The 15,559-nt window shown below is 67.9% G+C and carries 15 protein-coding genes, 1 tRNA gene and 5 pseudogenes; 6 read left to right on the top strand and 15 right to left on the bottom strand.

Features of this window, described 5'->3' with window-relative positions; genetic code table 11:
• Window positions 1-253 precede the first annotated feature (253 nt).
• Window positions 254-490 (bottom strand): hypothetical protein, encoded by a 237-nt coding sequence (locus ACWD4O_RS48185; protein ID WP_451289486.1) that lies wholly within the window; start codon window positions 488-490, stop codon window positions 254-256.
• 1,799 nt (window positions 491-2,289) lie between these two features.
• Between ACWD4O_RS48185 and ACWD4O_RS48180 the strand changes: the two genes are divergently transcribed.
• Complete coding sequence (locus ACWD4O_RS48180) at window positions 2,290-2,652, top strand: hypothetical protein (RefSeq protein ID WP_451289485.1); 363 nt, start codon at window positions 2,290-2,292, stop codon at window positions 2,650-2,652.
• Between the two features lie 139 nt (window positions 2,653-2,791).
• On the opposite strand, the pseudogene ACWD4O_RS48175 reads toward ACWD4O_RS48180, so the two are convergent.
• Window positions 2,792-2,959 (bottom strand): annotated as a pseudogene (locus ACWD4O_RS48175) (ISKra4 family transposase); the annotation flags it as partial.
• 338 nt (window positions 2,960-3,297) lie between these two features.
• Here ACWD4O_RS48175 and ACWD4O_RS48170 point away from each other — a divergent pair.
• Window positions 3,298-3,792: an RICIN domain-containing protein gene (locus ACWD4O_RS48170; protein WP_451289484.1), complete on the top strand. Its 495-nt coding sequence runs from the start codon at window positions 3,298-3,300 to the stop codon at window positions 3,790-3,792.
• Window positions 3,793-4,315: 523 nt separating this feature from the next.
• Here ACWD4O_RS48170 and ACWD4O_RS48165 read toward each other — a convergent pair.
• The 3 genes from ACWD4O_RS48165 to ACWD4O_RS48155 all read right to left on the bottom strand — a co-directional run bounded on the left by ACWD4O_RS48165 (window position 4,316) and on the right by ACWD4O_RS48155 (window position 5,887).
• Entirely contained in the window at window positions 4,316-4,780 is a 465-nt protein-coding gene (locus tag ACWD4O_RS48165) for a transposase (RefSeq protein WP_451289483.1), read from the bottom strand.
• A 158-nt stretch (window positions 4,781-4,938) separates the two neighbouring features.
• Window positions 4,939-5,223 (bottom strand): transposase, encoded by a 285-nt coding sequence (locus ACWD4O_RS48160; protein WP_451289481.1) that lies wholly within the window; start codon window positions 5,221-5,223, stop codon window positions 4,939-4,941.
• A 160-nt stretch (window positions 5,224-5,383) separates the two neighbouring features.
• On the bottom strand, window positions 5,384-5,887 hold the full coding sequence (locus ACWD4O_RS48155) for an N-acetyltransferase (RefSeq protein ID WP_451289480.1): 504 nt from the start codon (window positions 5,885-5,887) through the stop codon (window positions 5,384-5,386).
• A 236-nt stretch (window positions 5,888-6,123) separates the two neighbouring features.
• Between ACWD4O_RS48155 and ACWD4O_RS48150 the strand changes: the two genes are divergently transcribed.
• A tRNA-Met gene (locus ACWD4O_RS48150) sits at window positions 6,124-6,201 on the top strand.
• Between the two features lie 168 nt (window positions 6,202-6,369).
• On the opposite strand, the gene ACWD4O_RS48145 is transcribed toward ACWD4O_RS48150, so the two are convergent.
• Window positions 6,370-7,056 (bottom strand): hypothetical protein, encoded by a 687-nt coding sequence (locus ACWD4O_RS48145; protein ID WP_451289479.1) that lies wholly within the window; start codon window positions 7,054-7,056, stop codon window positions 6,370-6,372.
• Between the two features lie 110 nt (window positions 7,057-7,166).
• On the opposite strand from ACWD4O_RS48145, the gene ACWD4O_RS48140 reads away from it, so the two are divergent.
• Window positions 7,167-7,445 carry a hypothetical protein gene (locus tag ACWD4O_RS48140; protein WP_451289478.1) on the top strand — a complete coding sequence of 93 codons (279 nt, stop codon included), beginning with the start codon at window positions 7,167-7,169 and terminating at the stop codon, window positions 7,443-7,445.
• Between the two features lie 295 nt (window positions 7,446-7,740).
• Here ACWD4O_RS48140 and ACWD4O_RS48135 read toward each other — a convergent pair.
• From ACWD4O_RS48135 to ACWD4O_RS48110, 6 genes and pseudogenes are all read right to left on the bottom strand, one after another.
• A pseudogene (locus ACWD4O_RS48135) lies at window positions 7,741-8,413 on the bottom strand (transposase family protein).
• Window positions 8,414-8,968: 555 nt separating this feature from the next.
• The gene (locus ACWD4O_RS48130) at window positions 8,969-9,574 is read right to left on the bottom strand and encodes a dihydrofolate reductase family protein (protein ID WP_451289487.1); all 606 of its coding nucleotides are present in this window, start codon (window positions 9,572-9,574) and stop codon (window positions 8,969-8,971) included.
• A 148-nt stretch (window positions 9,575-9,722) separates the two neighbouring features.
• On the bottom strand, window positions 9,723-10,208 hold the full coding sequence (locus tag ACWD4O_RS48125; protein ID WP_451289477.1) for an HIT family protein: 486 nt from the start codon (window positions 10,206-10,208) through the stop codon (window positions 9,723-9,725).
• 340 nt (window positions 10,209-10,548) lie between these two features.
• Window positions 10,549-11,100, bottom strand: a pseudogene (locus ACWD4O_RS48120) (transposase family protein); the annotation flags it as partial.
• A 105-nt stretch (window positions 11,101-11,205) separates the two neighbouring features.
• Complete coding sequence (locus tag ACWD4O_RS48115) at window positions 11,206-11,727, bottom strand: hypothetical protein (protein ID WP_451289476.1); 522 nt, start codon at window positions 11,725-11,727, stop codon at window positions 11,206-11,208.
• A 26-nt stretch (window positions 11,728-11,753) separates the two neighbouring features.
• Window positions 11,754-12,415 (bottom strand): annotated as a pseudogene (locus tag ACWD4O_RS48110) (transposase); the annotation flags it as partial.
• A 275-nt stretch (window positions 12,416-12,690) separates the two neighbouring features.
• On the opposite strand from ACWD4O_RS48110, the gene ACWD4O_RS48105 reads away from it, so the two are divergent.
• Window positions 12,691-13,254: a hypothetical protein gene (locus tag ACWD4O_RS48105; RefSeq protein ID WP_451289475.1), complete on the top strand. Its 564-nt coding sequence runs from the start codon at window positions 12,691-12,693 to the stop codon at window positions 13,252-13,254.
• 135 nt (window positions 13,255-13,389) lie between these two features.
• On the opposite strand, the gene ACWD4O_RS48100 is transcribed toward ACWD4O_RS48105, so the two are convergent.
• Together ACWD4O_RS48100 and ACWD4O_RS48095 are read right to left on the bottom strand one after the other, a co-directional pair.
• Window positions 13,390-13,740 (bottom strand): VOC family protein, encoded by a 351-nt coding sequence (locus ACWD4O_RS48100; RefSeq protein WP_406374672.1) that lies wholly within the window; start codon window positions 13,738-13,740, stop codon window positions 13,390-13,392.
• A 151-nt stretch (window positions 13,741-13,891) separates the two neighbouring features.
• On the bottom strand, window positions 13,892-14,332 hold the full coding sequence (locus tag ACWD4O_RS48095; protein ID WP_451289474.1) for a hypothetical protein: 441 nt from the start codon (window positions 14,330-14,332) through the stop codon (window positions 13,892-13,894).
• 77 nt (window positions 14,333-14,409) lie between these two features.
• Here ACWD4O_RS48095 and ACWD4O_RS48090 point away from each other — a divergent pair, with 77 nt between their 5' ends.
• Window positions 14,410-14,934 carry a glutamate ligase domain-containing protein gene (locus ACWD4O_RS48090; protein WP_451289473.1) on the top strand — a complete coding sequence of 175 codons (525 nt, stop codon included), beginning with the start codon at window positions 14,410-14,412 and terminating at the stop codon, window positions 14,932-14,934.
• A gap of 504 nt (window positions 14,935-15,438) precedes the next feature.
• On the opposite strand, the pseudogene ACWD4O_RS48085 reads toward ACWD4O_RS48090, so the two are convergent.
• Window positions 15,439-15,559: pseudogene (locus ACWD4O_RS48085) on the bottom strand (IS5/IS1182 family transposase); the annotation flags it as partial.

Here is a 15,559-nt window from a genome sequence, read left to right as displayed (position 1 = left end):
TCCTCGTCCGCCTCCGCCTCCGCTTCCGGGTCCGCCTCCGCTTCTGCGGTCAGCGCGGACACGGCCGCGCGCGCCGAGGCCCCGAGAGGTGCCGGCCGGTTCGAGCGGCGGGCCGACTCGAGCGACGGGCGCCATACCGGCCCGGACCGCAGAAGCGGAGGCGGACCCGGAAGCGGAGGCGGAGGCGGACGAGGACGCTCCGGCCGAACGGCGAGGTCCCCCACACGTATGCGGCCTGGTTGTTCACTGCCGTTCAAAACGTGGTGACGGGCGAGTGCACGCAGCGGCGTCCCGCCGGTCTGTCGGCGAACCCCCGGGCCAAGGCGCCGGCCGCCAGGGCGGCGGCTTCCCCGATCTCCGCGCAGAAGGCCGGACCGTCCCTCATCTCTTCGCCGTGCTCTTGGGTCCAGCGGGTGAAACTGGGCGTGGACGTGAGCAGGTGCAGCCCGGCGTAGGCCAGGGCCGCAGCGGCAGGGTCCTGCGGCGGCACGGGGGGCCAGCATTGCGATCAGGATGACAAGCCGACACTTGGGCATCGCCGCGAACAGCCCGCAAGCCGGTGCCCGGCACCGGAGACGCACGGTGGACGCGTTCGTGTCCGCCCACGCACGAACCCGGCAGGAGTCGGACACCCCCGCCTTCCGCGCACACCTGCACGCCCCGGTGTCGCGCTCATCCGGCTTCGACCCCCGGCCGGAGCGGCACCGGGCCCTGGTCGGCACCGCTACCGGCGGGCGCGTGCTGTACATGACGGTGACGCATCGCCGGCTGACCGACGGACCGTCAATCTCGATCGCCAGGAACACACGCAGCACTCCGAGGGACCCGGGCTCGGGCTCGGGCTCGGGCTCACGGGAGCCTACGACCGACTACGAAGGCGCCTCACCAGGGAGGCCGCCGTCGCCCCACCATCACCACCACCTGAGCAGGCGGAACGGAGCAGGCGGCGGGCGGCCCGCAGACAGAGCGGGCCGGAGCCTGGACCAGCGATCACCGGCGCCGTCACCGGCACCTGACCCGCCCCTCAACTCGTCCTCGGCCGCTCCGGCAGGCAGACCGGCTGCGCCCGGAGGTGCCCCGGCAGGTCGGCGAGCACCTCACCGCGGCCCCGGGCACCCCTTCGAAGAGGTGCGGTTCGAAGTCGCCGCGGCCGGATGCCTACCAGCGGCTGCTGAACGGGTGGGCTGCGAAGTACCCGGCCCTGAGGCTTCGTCGCAAAGGCGACGAGCCGACACTGCTACATCTACCACCGCGACGTCGCGGCGATCGACGGCGTCTGCCGACTCTGCCGCCGCCAGGAAGGTCTGATCGCCGACCTGGGCAACAAGACGCGCGGCGACCTGACGGTCGCCGCCCGCGCGGTGCACCAGTTGTTCATCATCGGCACCTTGCGGCCCCGCGGCTGACCTCTGCCTTGGTCGGCCCCACCGGAGCCGACCAAGGGGATATTGCACTCCGTCCCGCCCCGCTGGACGGAGCTGACGCTGTTCGACATGTCCCGGACCCTGCACGGTGTCAGCAGCAAACTTCCGTTGCTGGACTCGGAATTGGCGGCATTCTTGATCGGCCTGGGCCGCCCGGATCGCGGAACTACGGGGCTGGCCGTCGCCCACCGTCGGCTCGGGGGGACGCGGCATCCGTATCCTCTGCGCGGTCGACCGACCGGGTGAGCGGATCAGGGCCTCGACCATCGCCCAGCTCACCCGTACCACGGTGCCCGCCAATCACGTCCTGGAGGTGTTCGAGGACCCTGGAGATCTTCCGCGACGACCGGGCCGACTCGCTCCATCGGTGGTGCCAGAAGCGCTTCGCCTTCCTGGCCCCGGGTATCCGGGCGGAGCTGGACACGTGGACCGGGCACTTGCGGCACGGGACTTCCCGCCGCAGACCACGGGCGCGTTCCACGGTCGCTACCCTGCTCAGACTCGTTTTGCCGTACCTCACCGAGTGCGGCAGAAAGTACACAACCCTGCGGCAGGTCACTCGTGATGACCTCGCCACTTGGCTGGCCAACCGGCCTCACCGAGCCTATGAGGCCAGTGCCCCGCGGTCGCAATTCGGGACGCTCAAGGCCTAGCGGCGGATCTTCAACAACCCGATGCGCGGCATCAAGGGCGGCGGGCTCAGCGCCACGATTCACGCCTCGCTCACCACGGAGGAGGTGGAGGCGATCGCTCAGGCTGCACTGCAGAATCCGGCCCTGCGGGTGGTCGTCGCCCTGTCCGCGATCCATGCGCGCGCGGCTCACCAGATCCGCACGCTGCTGCTGGACCAGGTGGACTTGGCCGGGTGCCGTCTGGACCCGAAGACCTCAACCGTCCCCTGGACGAGTACACCGCCGAGGCGATCACCGACTACCTCGGCTACCGGCGCGGCCGCTGGCCGAACAGCACCAACCCGCATCTGCCGGCCAGCCTGAACACGGCCACCACCACGACGGCAGTCGGCACGCTCTGGCTGGACAAGCTGGTCAGACCTCTGCCCGTGGGCCTCGGCCGGCTGCGGCAGGATCGCAACCTGGAGGAGGCTCTCACCAGCGGCACGGGTCCTCTCCACGTCGCACATGTCTTCTCGATCGGTGCCCGGACAGGCCTCCGCTACACGACCGCCGTCGCCGTCTCGGCCGCCGAACACAATTCGCGCACCCCCTGAACCACCGTGCACATCCAAGGCAACTTCCCGCCTGCACCCTCGAGTTCGTCCCGAAGACCCTTCAGAACTGGGTGCGGATCTTCTGAAGTGATGGCCGGGATCAAGGATTGAGGCGGTAATTCTGCTGGTCAGGGCTGGGTTAGAGGCGTTGATGTTCGCGTGCCGCGTGAAAGGTCCAGTAGTCCTCGAAGTCGCCGTTCATGATCAGTGCGCGGAGTGGGAGGACGGCTTCGGCACCGTCGAGTCCCCAACGGGCGCCAGAGATGTCGAGGCGGTCGGCGATCAGGTGTCGACTGACGCCCTCGACCGGCGCACTCCGCCGGCCGGTCCCGCCGGACGGCTCCGGCACGCCGACCGACCCGGCCCCTATCGAACTGGCCGTGCCCAAGGCAGCGGCGGGACTGGCCGGGAGAGGGGACGGCTGACCGACCGGAACAGCCCGCTGCCGTCCCCGGCCACCGATCTGGTCGGGGCCCAGCCCGATGCCTTCACGTCGGCCGCCCGTGCGGCCTACACGGGCCTGAGGAGACGCAGAGCCAACAACACCTGTGCACTCATTGCGCACGACTTCCCAGGGCCTGTTCCCCATACTGGTCAAGATTTTTCCGCGCGCTGCATCTCGACTCCCTGGCCCAGGAGACCCCCATGACCCTTGTCCTGAAGGTGGCGCGAAGAGCCGCCGCCGTGGCACTTGCGCTCGTTTCCCTCATCTTCCTGTCGCCGACACCGGCCCAGGCTGCTCCCACGTACGTGGAGTTGCGCAACGACAAGACCGGGAAGTGCCTGGCCATTCCCGACGGCGACGACAGCAACGGCGTCGCGGCCGTCCAGTGGACGTGCAACGACAACAAAGATCAGCGCTGGGAGCTGCGCAACAAGGGGGACGGCAAGATCTGGCTCGTCAACCAGGAAACCGGCAAATGCCTTGCCGCCGCCAACGACGACGGCATCACGACCTACCAGTACTACTGCGAAAACGGTGACACCGACGCCGAATTCCTTTGGATCTGGGACAGCATTGGCCGCCTGCGCCACCCGTACGGCGACTGGTGCCTCGCCGTTCCCCACTCCCAAACCGCCAGCGGCGTCAAGCCGATCCTGTGGACCTGCACCCTCAGCGAGGACCAGCGGTGGAGCTGATCCGGTCTCAGAAGCCGTACCTCAACCGAATATGATCCGTTGGTTTCTGCTGGTCAGGCATGGTGTAGCTCGGAATGAGAGAGGCAGCGGCCCGTGTGCGGGTGGAAGGACTACGGGAGGAAGTCGCCCGGTTGGCTGAGGTGTTGGCGGCCGCCGAGATCCAGCGGGACCGGCGGGTGATCGCGCGGGAAGAGCTGGTCGAGGACCTGGCAGCCTCGGCTGCCGAGACCATCGCCGGGACCGAGACCGAGGAGAAAGCGGTGCTGTCGCTCCCGCCGGTGCCGGGCTCGACGGTGCCGCCCTGGCGGGAAGGACTGCCGGTGACGGTTCTGCCGCCGGACTGTCAGCGCATTCTGGGCGTGCTGGAACAGCAGCGATCCACGGGTCATGGACCGCTTCGGGCCAAGGAGATCGTGGCGGAGCTGGGCCTTGGCACGACGTCGGCGAAGGTCGAGGGGCTGCGGTCGAAAGCCCGGCGCCTGGCGGAAGCGCGGGTGGCTCCTCCTGTAGGCGTCGGGGGCGTTCAGTGCCGGCCGGCGGACCGTGGCCGTCCCCGACGCCGGCTCATCCGCGTGACCATCGACCACCGGACCATCGCCTCGCTTGTGGCGGGCAGGGTCCCGTAGTCCCGGGCCGGACGGCGGGAGTTCATCGACCACGCGAACGTGCGCTCTGCCACCCACCGCCTCGGCAGCACCACGAACCCTGCCATGTCGTCGGTGCGCTTGACGGTCTCCAAGGTCAGAGCGAGCTTGTCACGGCACCAGCCGCCAAGGCCGCCGGTGCAGCCGCCGTCGGCCCACACGAGGGTGATGCCGCGGTGCAGGCGGCGCAGCCGCATCAGCAGGCCCGCCGCGGCGTCCCGGTCGCCGATGTTCGCAGCCGTGACCGCGACGAGCAGGAGCAGGCCGAGGGTGTCGGTCACGATGTGCCGCTTGCGGCCCGGCACCTTCTTCCCGCCGTCGTAGCCGCGTGAGGCGGCCGGCACCGTCGCGGCGGGGCCCGCACCGACTGCGCGTCGATGATCCCCGCCGTGGGCTCGGCCTCGCGGCCCTCGCGCTCACGGACCTTCCCGCGCAGCCGGTCGTGGAACTCGGCGATCAGCCCGTGCTCGCGCCACCGGCGGAAGAAGGCGTAGACCCGGCCCTAATCGGGGAAGTCCGCGGGCATCGCCCGCCACGGGATCCCGCCCGCGACCAGAGGGCGGATCGCGTCCGACAACTGCCGATGACAGTAGCCCTCGGGCCGTCCACCCCGCCCCTGGAACCAGACCGGCACCGGCAACAACGGCCGGACGGCCGCCCACTCCGCGTCCGTCATGTCCGACGGATACCGGCGCACCCGGTCCGGATGGTCGGCCGCGTTGCCGTACACATGCGCGAGGCAATCGCACGACACGACGGGTGAGTCGAAGTCAACGGGCTCGGGCACATACAACAAAGACGACAGGGACTCCGGGAACCACTCGGAACGGGATCGCACCCCCGAGCTACCAGGAAGCCCTGCTTTCACGCGCGGAAACCGCCGCGGTCACCCGATCGAGACTCCCGTTCGATCGGCAGCCTTCGAGATCGGTACGGGCAACAACCACTTACGTGTCCGGATGCTCCGGCAGGGCGAGCCACTCCGACCAGGAGATCTCACGGCCGAGGAAGCGCGGCTGCTCGAACGGCCAGTCGGCGCCGATCCACTGCGGCACCAGCGCGTCGAGGGCCTGCTCGACCTTGCTGCCCACCAGCTCGTCCACCACCCACCAGGAGATCTCGCCGTCCGCGCCGGCCCTCTCCGGTGGGTCGATGTAGACACAGCCGAGCAGAGCCGTCTCCGCCGCGTCGAACAGCGCGTAGTTGAAGGACTGGTGCGCGGCGATCTCCTTCTCGTGCCGCAACAGGTCCGCCTGATCGGCCTCGTAGGTCATGGTGGCCGCGGGCCAGCCCCAGGCCGGGCCGAAGATGGTCCACAGCCTCTCGCGCGAACCCATCACAGCCGGATAGTCGAGCGGGGTGTCCGCCTCCCGGATCGGCCGCAGGTGATGACCACCGCCCGGCAGCGGTACCAGGACGGGGTGGACGAAGTCATCGGGAAGCCAGCTCATGGCACCCGACCGTAGCAGCGCGCGGCCGTCCGCTCCCCTGGATTCTCCCCCGCATACCGCCAGGCCCTGTTCTCATGCCGGACAGGGTCCGCGATCACCCGATCGAGACTCCCGTTCGATCGACAACTCCATGATCGGAATGGCAACGGCTTCTGAGCCCCACGTCACAGCCCCTGGCAGCCACCGGAACAATTGCAAGCACACGGCTGACCGTTGACGTACAGTGGCCTTACCGACGCGGGGTGGAGCAGCTCGGTAGCTCGCTGGGCTCATAACCCAGAGGTCGCATGGTTCAAATCCTGCCCCCGCTACCAACTCTGGCCCCTACGACGCCCTGGCGGCGTAGGGGCCAGAAGCATCTATTGCCATCCCGGGGCGTTGCCGAACGATGCCTCTCCTGCCCTGACGGCCTCGGTGTCCTGGCTCAGACACCAGCCGCAAAGTAGCCACGGGTGAAGGTCAGGCCACAGGTTGGCCGGGTATTACTCACCGAGGGTGTTGACGCAGTTCTCGTACTCGCGGCGGGCCTTGCGCTGGGCCGGGATCGCCGGGGCGCCCTGGCCGCCGTCGAGCGGCTGGCAGCGGGCGAGGAGCTGGCGGTGGACGGCGGGGCGGCGGTGACGCGCAGGGTGTAGCCCTGGCCGCGCCGTACGGTCAACCCCTGGTCGAGCGCGGGGCCCGCTCAGCGGGCTCCAGTTCGGTGGTGCGGAGGAAGTCGGCGACCTTGCCGGGCATGTCGAGGGTGACCGGCAGCTCCGAGGCGGGGGCGTCCTCCGTGGTGGCGGTGCGGTCGGGCAGGAGGTCGGCGACGGCTGTGCGGACGGCGCCGCGGCTGACCTCGTGGTCACGGGCGAGGGCGGCGATGGAGCGGCCCTCCAGGTACGCGCGCGCACGTCGGCGGCCTTGTCGGCCGGGACGGCGGGGCGGCGGCTGCCCTTGGCCTCGGCGGCGCGCAGTCCGTCGTAGGTCAGCTCGCGCTGGAGTTCGCGCTGGAGTTCGCCGGCGGCGGCGAGGATCTGCACCATGCACTTCACGGTGGACAGCAGCTCGCCGGTGCGCGAGTGGCGGGCGGTGAGGTCCGTCGCGGAGAACGCGCCGTCATGGATGCGCAGCGCGACCTGGTCCCGGTGGAGGACGTCGAGGATGTGCTTGTAGACCAGGTTCGCCACCGAGGGGCCCCTTCCGTGCGGAGGGTCGGACCTTGTCTGTCGTCAAACCCTGTCAGTAATCACCATCGGATCCGCCCATTCACAGGTTCTGGCAGTCTGAGGCTTCGGCCGTGGTGCCGGATGCCAGGTTCGTGCCGATGCTGCCGTTTGAGGTCGAGGTACAGGGCCAGACGGTCGCCATTCCCTCGCGCATCTACAACGAGGATCCGCGCGCCGACCTGCAACGGCCTTTGACACCGACCCGGCAGGTGATCTTGCACTGCCTCTGCACCCGGCACCACGATGGGCTGGTCCGTCAACGCCATCTTGAGCAGATCGTGGCGTGCGACGAGCCGTGGGGGCCCGTGCGTGATGCAGTTGGCCGGCGAGTACGTGCTGGAGATTCTTGAAGTCATCAGTCGAGGGCTTCCCGGGCTGTCCACCCCGGATTCTGCCCAGCGCCGAATCTACGGGGAGTTCATCGCCCGGAATCCGGCCTTCTTCGCTCGCACTGAGCGGCGTGTCGTGAGCTACTGGTCTTGCTACTACCGTTGGAAGTATGGAGAGTTCGGGATTTATCCCGGGTCCGCCCTGCTGGAAGCGTTCCGAACGGCCGTGGTGGAACAGGTGGGGCAGCCGTGGCCGCGACACACTCCACGTCTCTCGATGAAGGCGGGCGCGGGATCTGCGTGAGCTTGAGCGGCTCTACCTGGCAAGGTTGAGGTTGTGCAGGCGGGCGATGCCACACACGGCATGGTGAACTCCGTCGCCCTTGAGTCGGCAGTCACGAGGGATCTTCCAGGTCTTCATCCGGGCAAAGACGTGCGCGACACGAGCGCGGACCTGTTTGTGGGACTTCTTGTGGGCGGCCTTCCAACCTGGTAGCTCCGGATTCGGCCCAGGCCCGAGCGTCATGGCGGTTGCCCGGCAGCGGGCGGCCGACCACGACCACCTGACAGGTGTCAGCATCGATGACGACCTGATGATTGGTGGAGTAGCGGTAGTTCTTCGACTGCTCGGCGACGCTGTGGTCCCGAGTGGGTACCAAGGTGCCGTCGACAATGAGCACGGTGCCTTTCACGAACCGCCTGCGTGGCCGCAGCGCGAGCTGTGGCCCGAGGTGGTCGATGACTCGATCGGCGGCAGACTTCGACACCCCGAACAGCGGGGCCAACTGCCGGAGTGTCAGGTTCGTGTGCCAGTACGTAGCGACGAGCAGCACCCGATCTACGAGCGGCAGCTTCCATGGCCGGCCTCGGCTTGACGCGTCGGCGCCCTCCCTGCGTAGCTCAGCCACCAACTTGCTGAAGGTACGCGGGCTCAGCCCGGTGAACGGGGCTATCCAGGACGGCTCCGACGCCGTGATCAAACCAGCCACGACCAAGATCATGCCGGAATGCAAGATCGCTTACAGGACAAGCCTTAAGGGCTCCTGACGGTGATTTCAACTTGACCTCGAGCGACCCGTCTCCTGTCAGGGGAACCTCTATCGGCTCCCAGCCGTGACTCTTGAGTTCTGCCTGGCTCGGCCATGAGGCCCGCCTTGCTGAATTCGCGTCGAGATAGGCATAAACCGTGAAGCTGACCAGGCTTTCACGACGCGCGTTCTCGAAATCACGCGAGCTGAACCAGATTCGTCGAAATTCGTTTCCTTTGGCATCTTCCTTTGAGTAATCCCAGTCGCCCTCTCTCAAAGCCCAGAGACTCGGCAGGTCCTCGGGTGACGGAAGCACGGCCCTTACCTTCGAAGCATCCGCCAGTGGTGCCAGTGCTCGCTCCTCGGGCGGTTCAGTCGGTGCGGTGACGGTCTCCCCCAACCGCGCCACGACCTGGACCCGGCGTCCTGACGTTGGCCGTTCGCTCCCTATCAGGTCCTGCTCCGCGCCCGCCGGCGCCGGCCTGGCGGCCGTCCAGACCGGCGGACGGGGCGACGTCACGCAGGGACGCCGAGCGGCGGGTGCTCGAGCACGCGGGGCTTGTACTCAACCAGCTGGATGCGGCCGTCGAAGGTGTGGTGCCCGATCATCTCGAGGGCAACGTCCGGATAGCCGTCGTAGATGCGTTCTTCGCCCGTGGCCCCGGTGATCACCGGGAACATCACGACCCGGAAGCGGTCGACGAGTCCGGCTCGTAGCAGGGACCGGCACAGACTGAGGCTGCCGATCGTGCTGAGGAGCCCCGATCCATTCGACTTCATGGCGCGGACCGCCTCGACGGCGTCGTCGCGGACGAGCGTGGAATTGGCCCACGTCAGTGGCTCCTCGAGTGAGGAGGAGAACACCACCTTGGACGCTTGCGTGAGCTCGTCGACGGACGCCTCTTCTTCGGGCCTGAACTCGTCTTGGCCATTCGGGACCTCGCCTGCGGCGAAGCCCGACATCAGGCGGTAGGTGTTCGCTCCCATCAGGTAGGTGGCCTCGGGCTGCTCGCCGAGCCATGCGAGGTACTCCGGGCCCTCGAGGCCCCAGAACCCGGGCCATCCCTCTCCCGATGCGTGGCCGTCGAGGGAGGTGATGAAGTCGACGAGAAGCTCCGACATGGCCGGTCCTTTCCTAGGTGTCACCAGCTTGGACCGGCCGGGCACCGCAAACTCATCGGCCGCGCTGTGGAGTATCGAGAAAACCCATGACGCTGCAGCCGATCAGGTCGGCGGAGCGGCACTGCTTCGGAGGGCCCGGAGGGCCGGTTCAAAGATGGGTTCTCAAACGCAACTCGTCCAGTTCACTGCCGATCACATCCCGCAGCACATCATGCTGCGGACCGAGCCTGAACCGCTCCTCAGTCCACCGCTCACGCGGATACAGCCACACCGGCCTGCCTACCAACTCAGTCGGCTCCCACTCGAACCGCGGCCAGACATGGGCATGCAAGAACGGGTCCGTGTTGCCGAGGATCTCCAGGTTGACCCGGCGGAAATCAGGGTCCAGCAGCCGACAGGCCCGCTCAACCGCTTCCCCGAGTTGGTCCATGTCGGACAGAAACGAAAGCCGCTTGGCCCTCGACAGGTCGGACAGCCGTTGAACACCCGGCTCGTCCACGAGGAGAACCGAGTACCCGGGCAGGAACTGAACATCGCCGATCACCGCGAAGCCCGACTCAAGCCGCCGCAGCACGTTCGGATTCTCGCCCCGCAGAGCAGTCCCGATCCGGTCCATCCGCCACTCACCAGTCATGGCCCGAACCTACCCACAGGCGATCAAGACCTGCTCTTCGCTCCCCACCCTCCCCACTCACTTCAAAGACCAACCGAGCGAGGCAAGGAGCGACCCCGGCCGTTTTCAAGGCTCTGGCCGCAGTTCCGTGAATCCCCAGGTCAGCGAGGGGAACGAGGGATCTTTTCAGCAGTGTGTTTCCTGCCGTGGCGAGCACGATGGTAGAGGCTGTGCTGTTTCCCGGGATCGGTGTGCGAGCGGAGCGCGTCAGCTACTTCGCCGACGTCCTTGTGGTCGAGGTCGTGTCCACCGTTCGCCCGGGCCGGTGCCCGGACTGTCGGAAAAGGCGAGGCGTACACGGCGTCGTCACCCAGAGACCGGCTCCCATGTAGGCACGGTCGGCAAGGACGGAAACGCCTTGGCGTTCGCAGATCCGGATGATGCGGTGGGTGCGGGCCGCGGTCAGGTCGTGGGCGCGGCCGGGCAGAGAGGGCGAGATCCACAGCAGTCGACCGGTCGGATCTGTCACCACTTGCACGTTCACCCCGTGTCGGCGGTGCTTGTGGGAGAAGTCGGCCCGACTGTCACCGTCCCGGTCGCATTCGGCGAGCGTGCCGTCCAGCAGGACGTAGTCGGGGTTGGCCTCACGCAAGGCTCGTAGGGATCCGGGCGCGCGGTCTGCGAGCAGTGCGATGACAGCAGCGGTGTAGGCGTGGGCGGTGCCCACTGAGATACCGAAGCCGACGGCGAGCTGAGCGAGGGTGTCGTGCCGCCGCAGGTACACCAGGCCGATCAGCGCACGCCGGTGCGGCGGGAGCTTGCAGCGGCGGTCACCCTCCCGGGTGACGATGAGCATCGTGACCCACTCGGCAAGGGCGTGAGGCAGGTCGAGTGCGGCAGGATACGCCACCAACAAGGCTCCTGCGCCGAAGAGTTGAGACGTCGAACACCTCTCTCAACGGCACGGGAGCCTTGTGCGTTGCGGACGCCCACGCCGTCACCCGATCGGTGGCCACGTCTATGAATTGTCGGGGCAGGCAGCCGCGGTCCAGGTCGCGACGAGATCACGGCAGACGACGGTGAGTGAGCCGCTCCAGAACGCGATCTCGTGACTGCAACCGTTCTGGTGGGGCAGGACCTCGTCGAGGATGACCGTCCCGACGGTCGCCCAGTCGTTGTCCTCGATGCTTCCGCCATCGAAGCTGGAGACACCTGTGTAGCGGATGACCAGGTCTTCGTCGTGCTTCCAGCAGTTGTGCCGGAACTGGATCTCCATCTGCTGGTCATCAGCTCCGACGCCGCGGATGTGCTGGACCTCCAGATCCTTCACACACCGCTTGCTGGAGAAGTCGTAGTGCTCTGGCGCAGTGGCGAATCCCCGGGCCCCAGCAGGCAGATCGTCAGCCAGCGACGGCAGGTGCTCCAGGTATCGAGCAGGGGAAAGGATGCCTGACAGGTTGCCGACCTGTGCATCCAGATTGATGTATTCCATCGTCCTTCGTTCCCGCTCGTGGCTCTGTTGGCTGACGAATCGTCGCACGACTTCCAGGCTGTCGGCCCGGAGATTCACGCTGCTGTACTTGGTTCTGAGCTGCGGCGGGGTTTGGTGCCGACCTTGTGGTGTACGGGTCGTGTGTAGGACTCGCCGGTGGCGAGGACTCGTCCGACGTCGTAGCGGGGTGGCGGGCCGTCGGCTCTTCGAGCCCAGTGGACGGCCGGGGCCGCGCCTGGTGGGTTTCGGTGCACCGGCTGGTGTGCCCGTCTTCGCCCGCAGGTTCCTGAACCCGCGGGCGAAGACGGGCAGGGGTGAGTCTGTTCGTTTCCGCCGGCCGCTCCCATGGCCGACGTAGATCCTGAGCGAGTGGGCGATCACGGTGCCCTCGATGACGAGCAACGGTCCCTCATGGTCGAGCCACGCCGCCCGCCGGGTGAGCCGGGGGTGCAGTCGATCCCATACCTGCGCGGTCGCGGTCCCGTATCGGTCGGTGTCGGTGACGGTCGCCGCGGTGACCTCGCCCCAAGTCTCGGGTCGGCCGCAGACGAACTCGCCGCCGTGCTTGGGCGGGTGGCCACCGTGCGGCGGGCAGATCCACGGCACCGTGACGGGCTTACGCATCACCCGGTCCGAGCGGAGCCGTACCCAGCACCTCGACCGGAAGATCGACCAAGAGGTGGGCGATTCGAGGTGCGTCGTAGCCGGCGTCGAGGACGACCAAGACATCAGGATCGCTCTGTAAGTCGCCGGAGGGGCAGAAAGGGGCACCACCCGAGCGCGCAGCAGCCGGAGCGCCCCCGCTCCCGAGTTCGGTCACTGGTTCGATCGTCACGCCCGCTCCGCCCTTCCGGCACTGCCGCAGTAAGGAGCGGAGAAGACGGAACAAAGACCACCCGCGACGCGGTTCGCGACTCGGCGCAGTAAAGCAATGGCGGCTGTCAGCCTCATGATTCTGCTGTCCGTCCCAGTGCAGTGATTCCGGCTCTTGGTGCCTCCGCGTTCACAGCGGTGCGCACCGGCGACTCGGCGCCCTGGGCAACGACGGTGTTCGGGCTTTCCGACCTGGCACTGGTCACCGTGAGCGTCTTCTGGGCCCTGTTCCTCGGGATGACCACAGCAGCTGTTCCGGAAGGGCCCGACGGGGCGTACGAGGAAGGTCCTGAGGTCCTTTTCGTCAACGGGCTTCTTCTCGGCGTACCGGTTCTGATCGCTGCACTGGTCGTCGGGCTGGTGGAGCCGACATGGCTGGGTCCTGCCGGCTCCGCCGGCACCTGGCTCGGTCGATCACTCTCGTGGGGTGAGCGGGTCACCTGGCTGCTCACCCTCGGGCTGCTCGCCGCCCTATCGCTTGTCGCCACAGCGATGAATGTTCGGAAACGTCTTGCCCGACCGACGTCCTCGCATCAGCCCGAACTCGGTTCGGACTTCCAGGTGTATGTCGAGAATGAGCTGCCGGTAGCTGTCCACGTCGCTGGTCCGGAGAGTGTCAGGGAGCCAGTGACAGTCATGCGACCACCGTTCGGCAACGGGCGCGCCAGTCGCGGGCCTCGGAGTTACGGAGGGCGAGAGTAGTGACCTGCTCGGTGAAGCGGTCCAGGAGGCCGCGGACACGCGCGTGCCTCAGGGCATTGGTCGGTTGCGGTGCCTTGACCTGTGGCGACTGTTCGACGACACAACGGATTCGTCACACTGAGCCAAGTGCTGGGGTCACAGGCTGTGGGCGATGGGGTGCAGCGGTTCGTACAGCGGCAGTTCGGCTCCGCTGGGGAGCCGGATCGCAGTCAGTCTGCCCCAGCGCTGTTCGCTGACCGGGCGGGTGATCTCGACGCCCTGCGCGCGGAACTCGCCGAGCTGGGCATCAAGGTCGTCGCACATCAGGAAGAACTCGTGCTGGGGCGGGCCGTCGGTCGGGTGCACAGCCACCTCGGCCGGGGGCAACTTGAAGATGAGCCAGCCGCCGCCCGCGTCGACGCCGGGAAAGTCGAGGACGTCACGGAGGAACGCGCGGTCCGCCTCGGCGTCCTGACTGTAGAGGATGACATGTGCACCGCTGATCATGGCTTGCTCCTGCCCCTCGGCGTGCGTGCGGTCGTGTCCTCGGCATCCTGGCACGCTCATGTCCAGGAAGCCTTCGACTGCATTCGATGACACGACGACTGAGTTGCGCGGCAGCGGACATCGTCATGGCGGGGCGGGGCGAAGGTGCTCCTCACGTCAGCTCCCTGTCGGCGATCTGGCCCAACGCCTGCAGGAACAGGGGCTCGATCGTTGCGACGGCGGGGCCGACGTGGGCGTAGGGCGGCTGGTCGTAGACGCGGCCCGGACTGTCCACACCGACGAAGCCATACTCCAAGCGCCGCGCCCGCAGCTTGTTCGCGCCGACCGTGCCGGTCACCACGTCACCGGCCATATGCACCTCGTGCGTCCACGAGCGGCGGTAGTCACCTGTGATCGCGTTCGGGCCAGGCCGCCCGCTCGCATTCGCCTTGACCTGCGTTTCCAGGAGCACCGCATAGTGCCGCACGAGTGCCAGGGCCTGCGGCAGCACCCGCGCGGCCCGAGCTTCCAGCAGGGCCGCCACCTCGGCCGCGTGCGTGTAGGCACCCGCCCCGGGGTGGGCGTTGGGATGCGGGTTACTGGGGGACGCCATCGACGTCCCCTCCCCTCCACTCGCCCCGCGCCCCGCGCCCGCTCCTGCAACAGCTGCAGCATGGCTCGTGTCAGTTCATGGGGGCCGCCGTCCATCTGCTCGTCCCGGTTCAGCACGTGCCGTTGCAGTTCGCCCGCGTCGATCGCGCCGAGGAACGCCACTGCGGCAGGGCCGGGGTCCGGCGGTTCGCCGACAACGACATGCGTCAGGCCCTCGACGGGGTCGCCCGGCGGGTGCCCCCGGCCGGGGAGGCGACAGGGGTGCTGGTGTTCGACTCGTACGCTCACCACCCCGACGAGGTGAGCGCGGACCTCGCGGCCGCGCGTTCCCTCGTCGACGCGGACGGCCGGGTGATCGCGGTGTTCCAGCCCTCCGACCAGCGCCGCCTCGACGCGTTCCACGTGGAGTTCGGCAAAGCGCTGGCCGACTGCGACCAGGTCGTGCTCACCGGCGGCATGCGCGGTGTGACGTCGGCTTCGCTCGCGCTGCTGGCGACCCACGTGAACCGCGCGGGCGGAAGCGCCGAGCACGTGCTGCGGGACCAGGACGCGGCCGTGGCGCAAGCGGCCCGGGTGGCGGAGTCGGGTGACGTGGTCGGGTGACGTGGTCGTCCTGATGGGCAATGGCAATCTGGTCGAGTCGGGGCCGGTGCTGGTGGCCGAGCTGGTCGCCCCGAGCGCCTAGGCGTCTGCAGGGTCGGGGTTCGGTTGCAGCAGCGCCTCGGCGAGCTCCTGCAGCCGAACCCCTCGGCTTGCCTTGACCAGGACGACGTCGCCGGCCTGAAGCGTGTTGTGGAGCAGGCGCAGGGCGGCGTCCTGGACGCTACCGGGCGCAACGTGAGGGCCCGTGTAGTTCTGCTCTGGATCAGGTCGTGGCGGCTGGTTCCCACTTCGCTTCGCCCAGGACCGCCAGACAGCGGTCGTGGGGGTGCTCGCTCAAGAGTTGTCAGCTCCCTCCTTCCTCTCCGATGGGGCGTCTGGAAGCGCTGTGGGCTGTGCCCTTGGCGGCCCGGACTGGGCGGAATTCGGGCCGTCGGGGAAATGCCTAAAGGGTGTTGCGCAAGGTCGTGTTCGGGCAGGTCAGGGCCTGTGATCGCAGTCCTGTGGTCATGATGCGAGGGCGAGGTTGTGCATGTGAGCGACGGCCTGGACCGCATGGTGGAGGCCGTCGCCGCGCTGCCGGCAGTCGCGGAGGATCTTGTAGTTCTTCATCCGGCCGATCACATGC

This window comes from Streptomyces sp. NPDC002623 (genome assembly GCF_053592635.1).
This window is presented reverse-complemented; position numbering and strand designations above follow the sequence as displayed.

What these genes read in the sequence shown, in the direction of transcription:
- ACWD4O_RS48155 (WP_451289480.1), bottom strand. Translation starts at nt 5,887, where the DNA reads ATGAGCTGGCTTCCCGATGACTTCGTCCACCCCGTCCTGGTACCGCTG.
- ACWD4O_RS48125 (WP_451289477.1), bottom strand. Translation starts at nt 10,208, where the DNA reads ATGACTGGTGAGTGGCGGATGGACCGGATCGGGACTGCTCTGCGGGGC.
- ACWD4O_RS48170 (WP_451289484.1), top strand. Translation starts at nt 3,298, where the DNA reads ATGACCCTTGTCCTGAAGGTGGCGCGAAGAGCCGCCGCCGTGGCACTT.
- ACWD4O_RS48095 (WP_451289474.1), bottom strand. Translation starts at nt 14,332, where the DNA reads ATGGCGTCCCCCAGTAACCCGCATCCCAACGCCCACCCCGGGGCGGGT.
- ACWD4O_RS48090 (WP_451289473.1), top strand. Translation starts at nt 14,410, where the DNA reads ATGGGGGCCGCCGTCCATCTGCTCGTCCCGGTTCAGCACGTGCCGTTG.
- ACWD4O_RS48130 (WP_451289487.1), bottom strand. Translation starts at nt 9,574, where the DNA reads ATGTCGGAGCTTCTCGTCGACTTCATCACCTCCCTCGACGGCCACGCA.
- ACWD4O_RS48100 (WP_406374672.1), bottom strand. Translation starts at nt 13,740, where the DNA reads ATGATCAGCGGTGCACATGTCATCCTCTACAGTCAGGACGCCGAGGCG.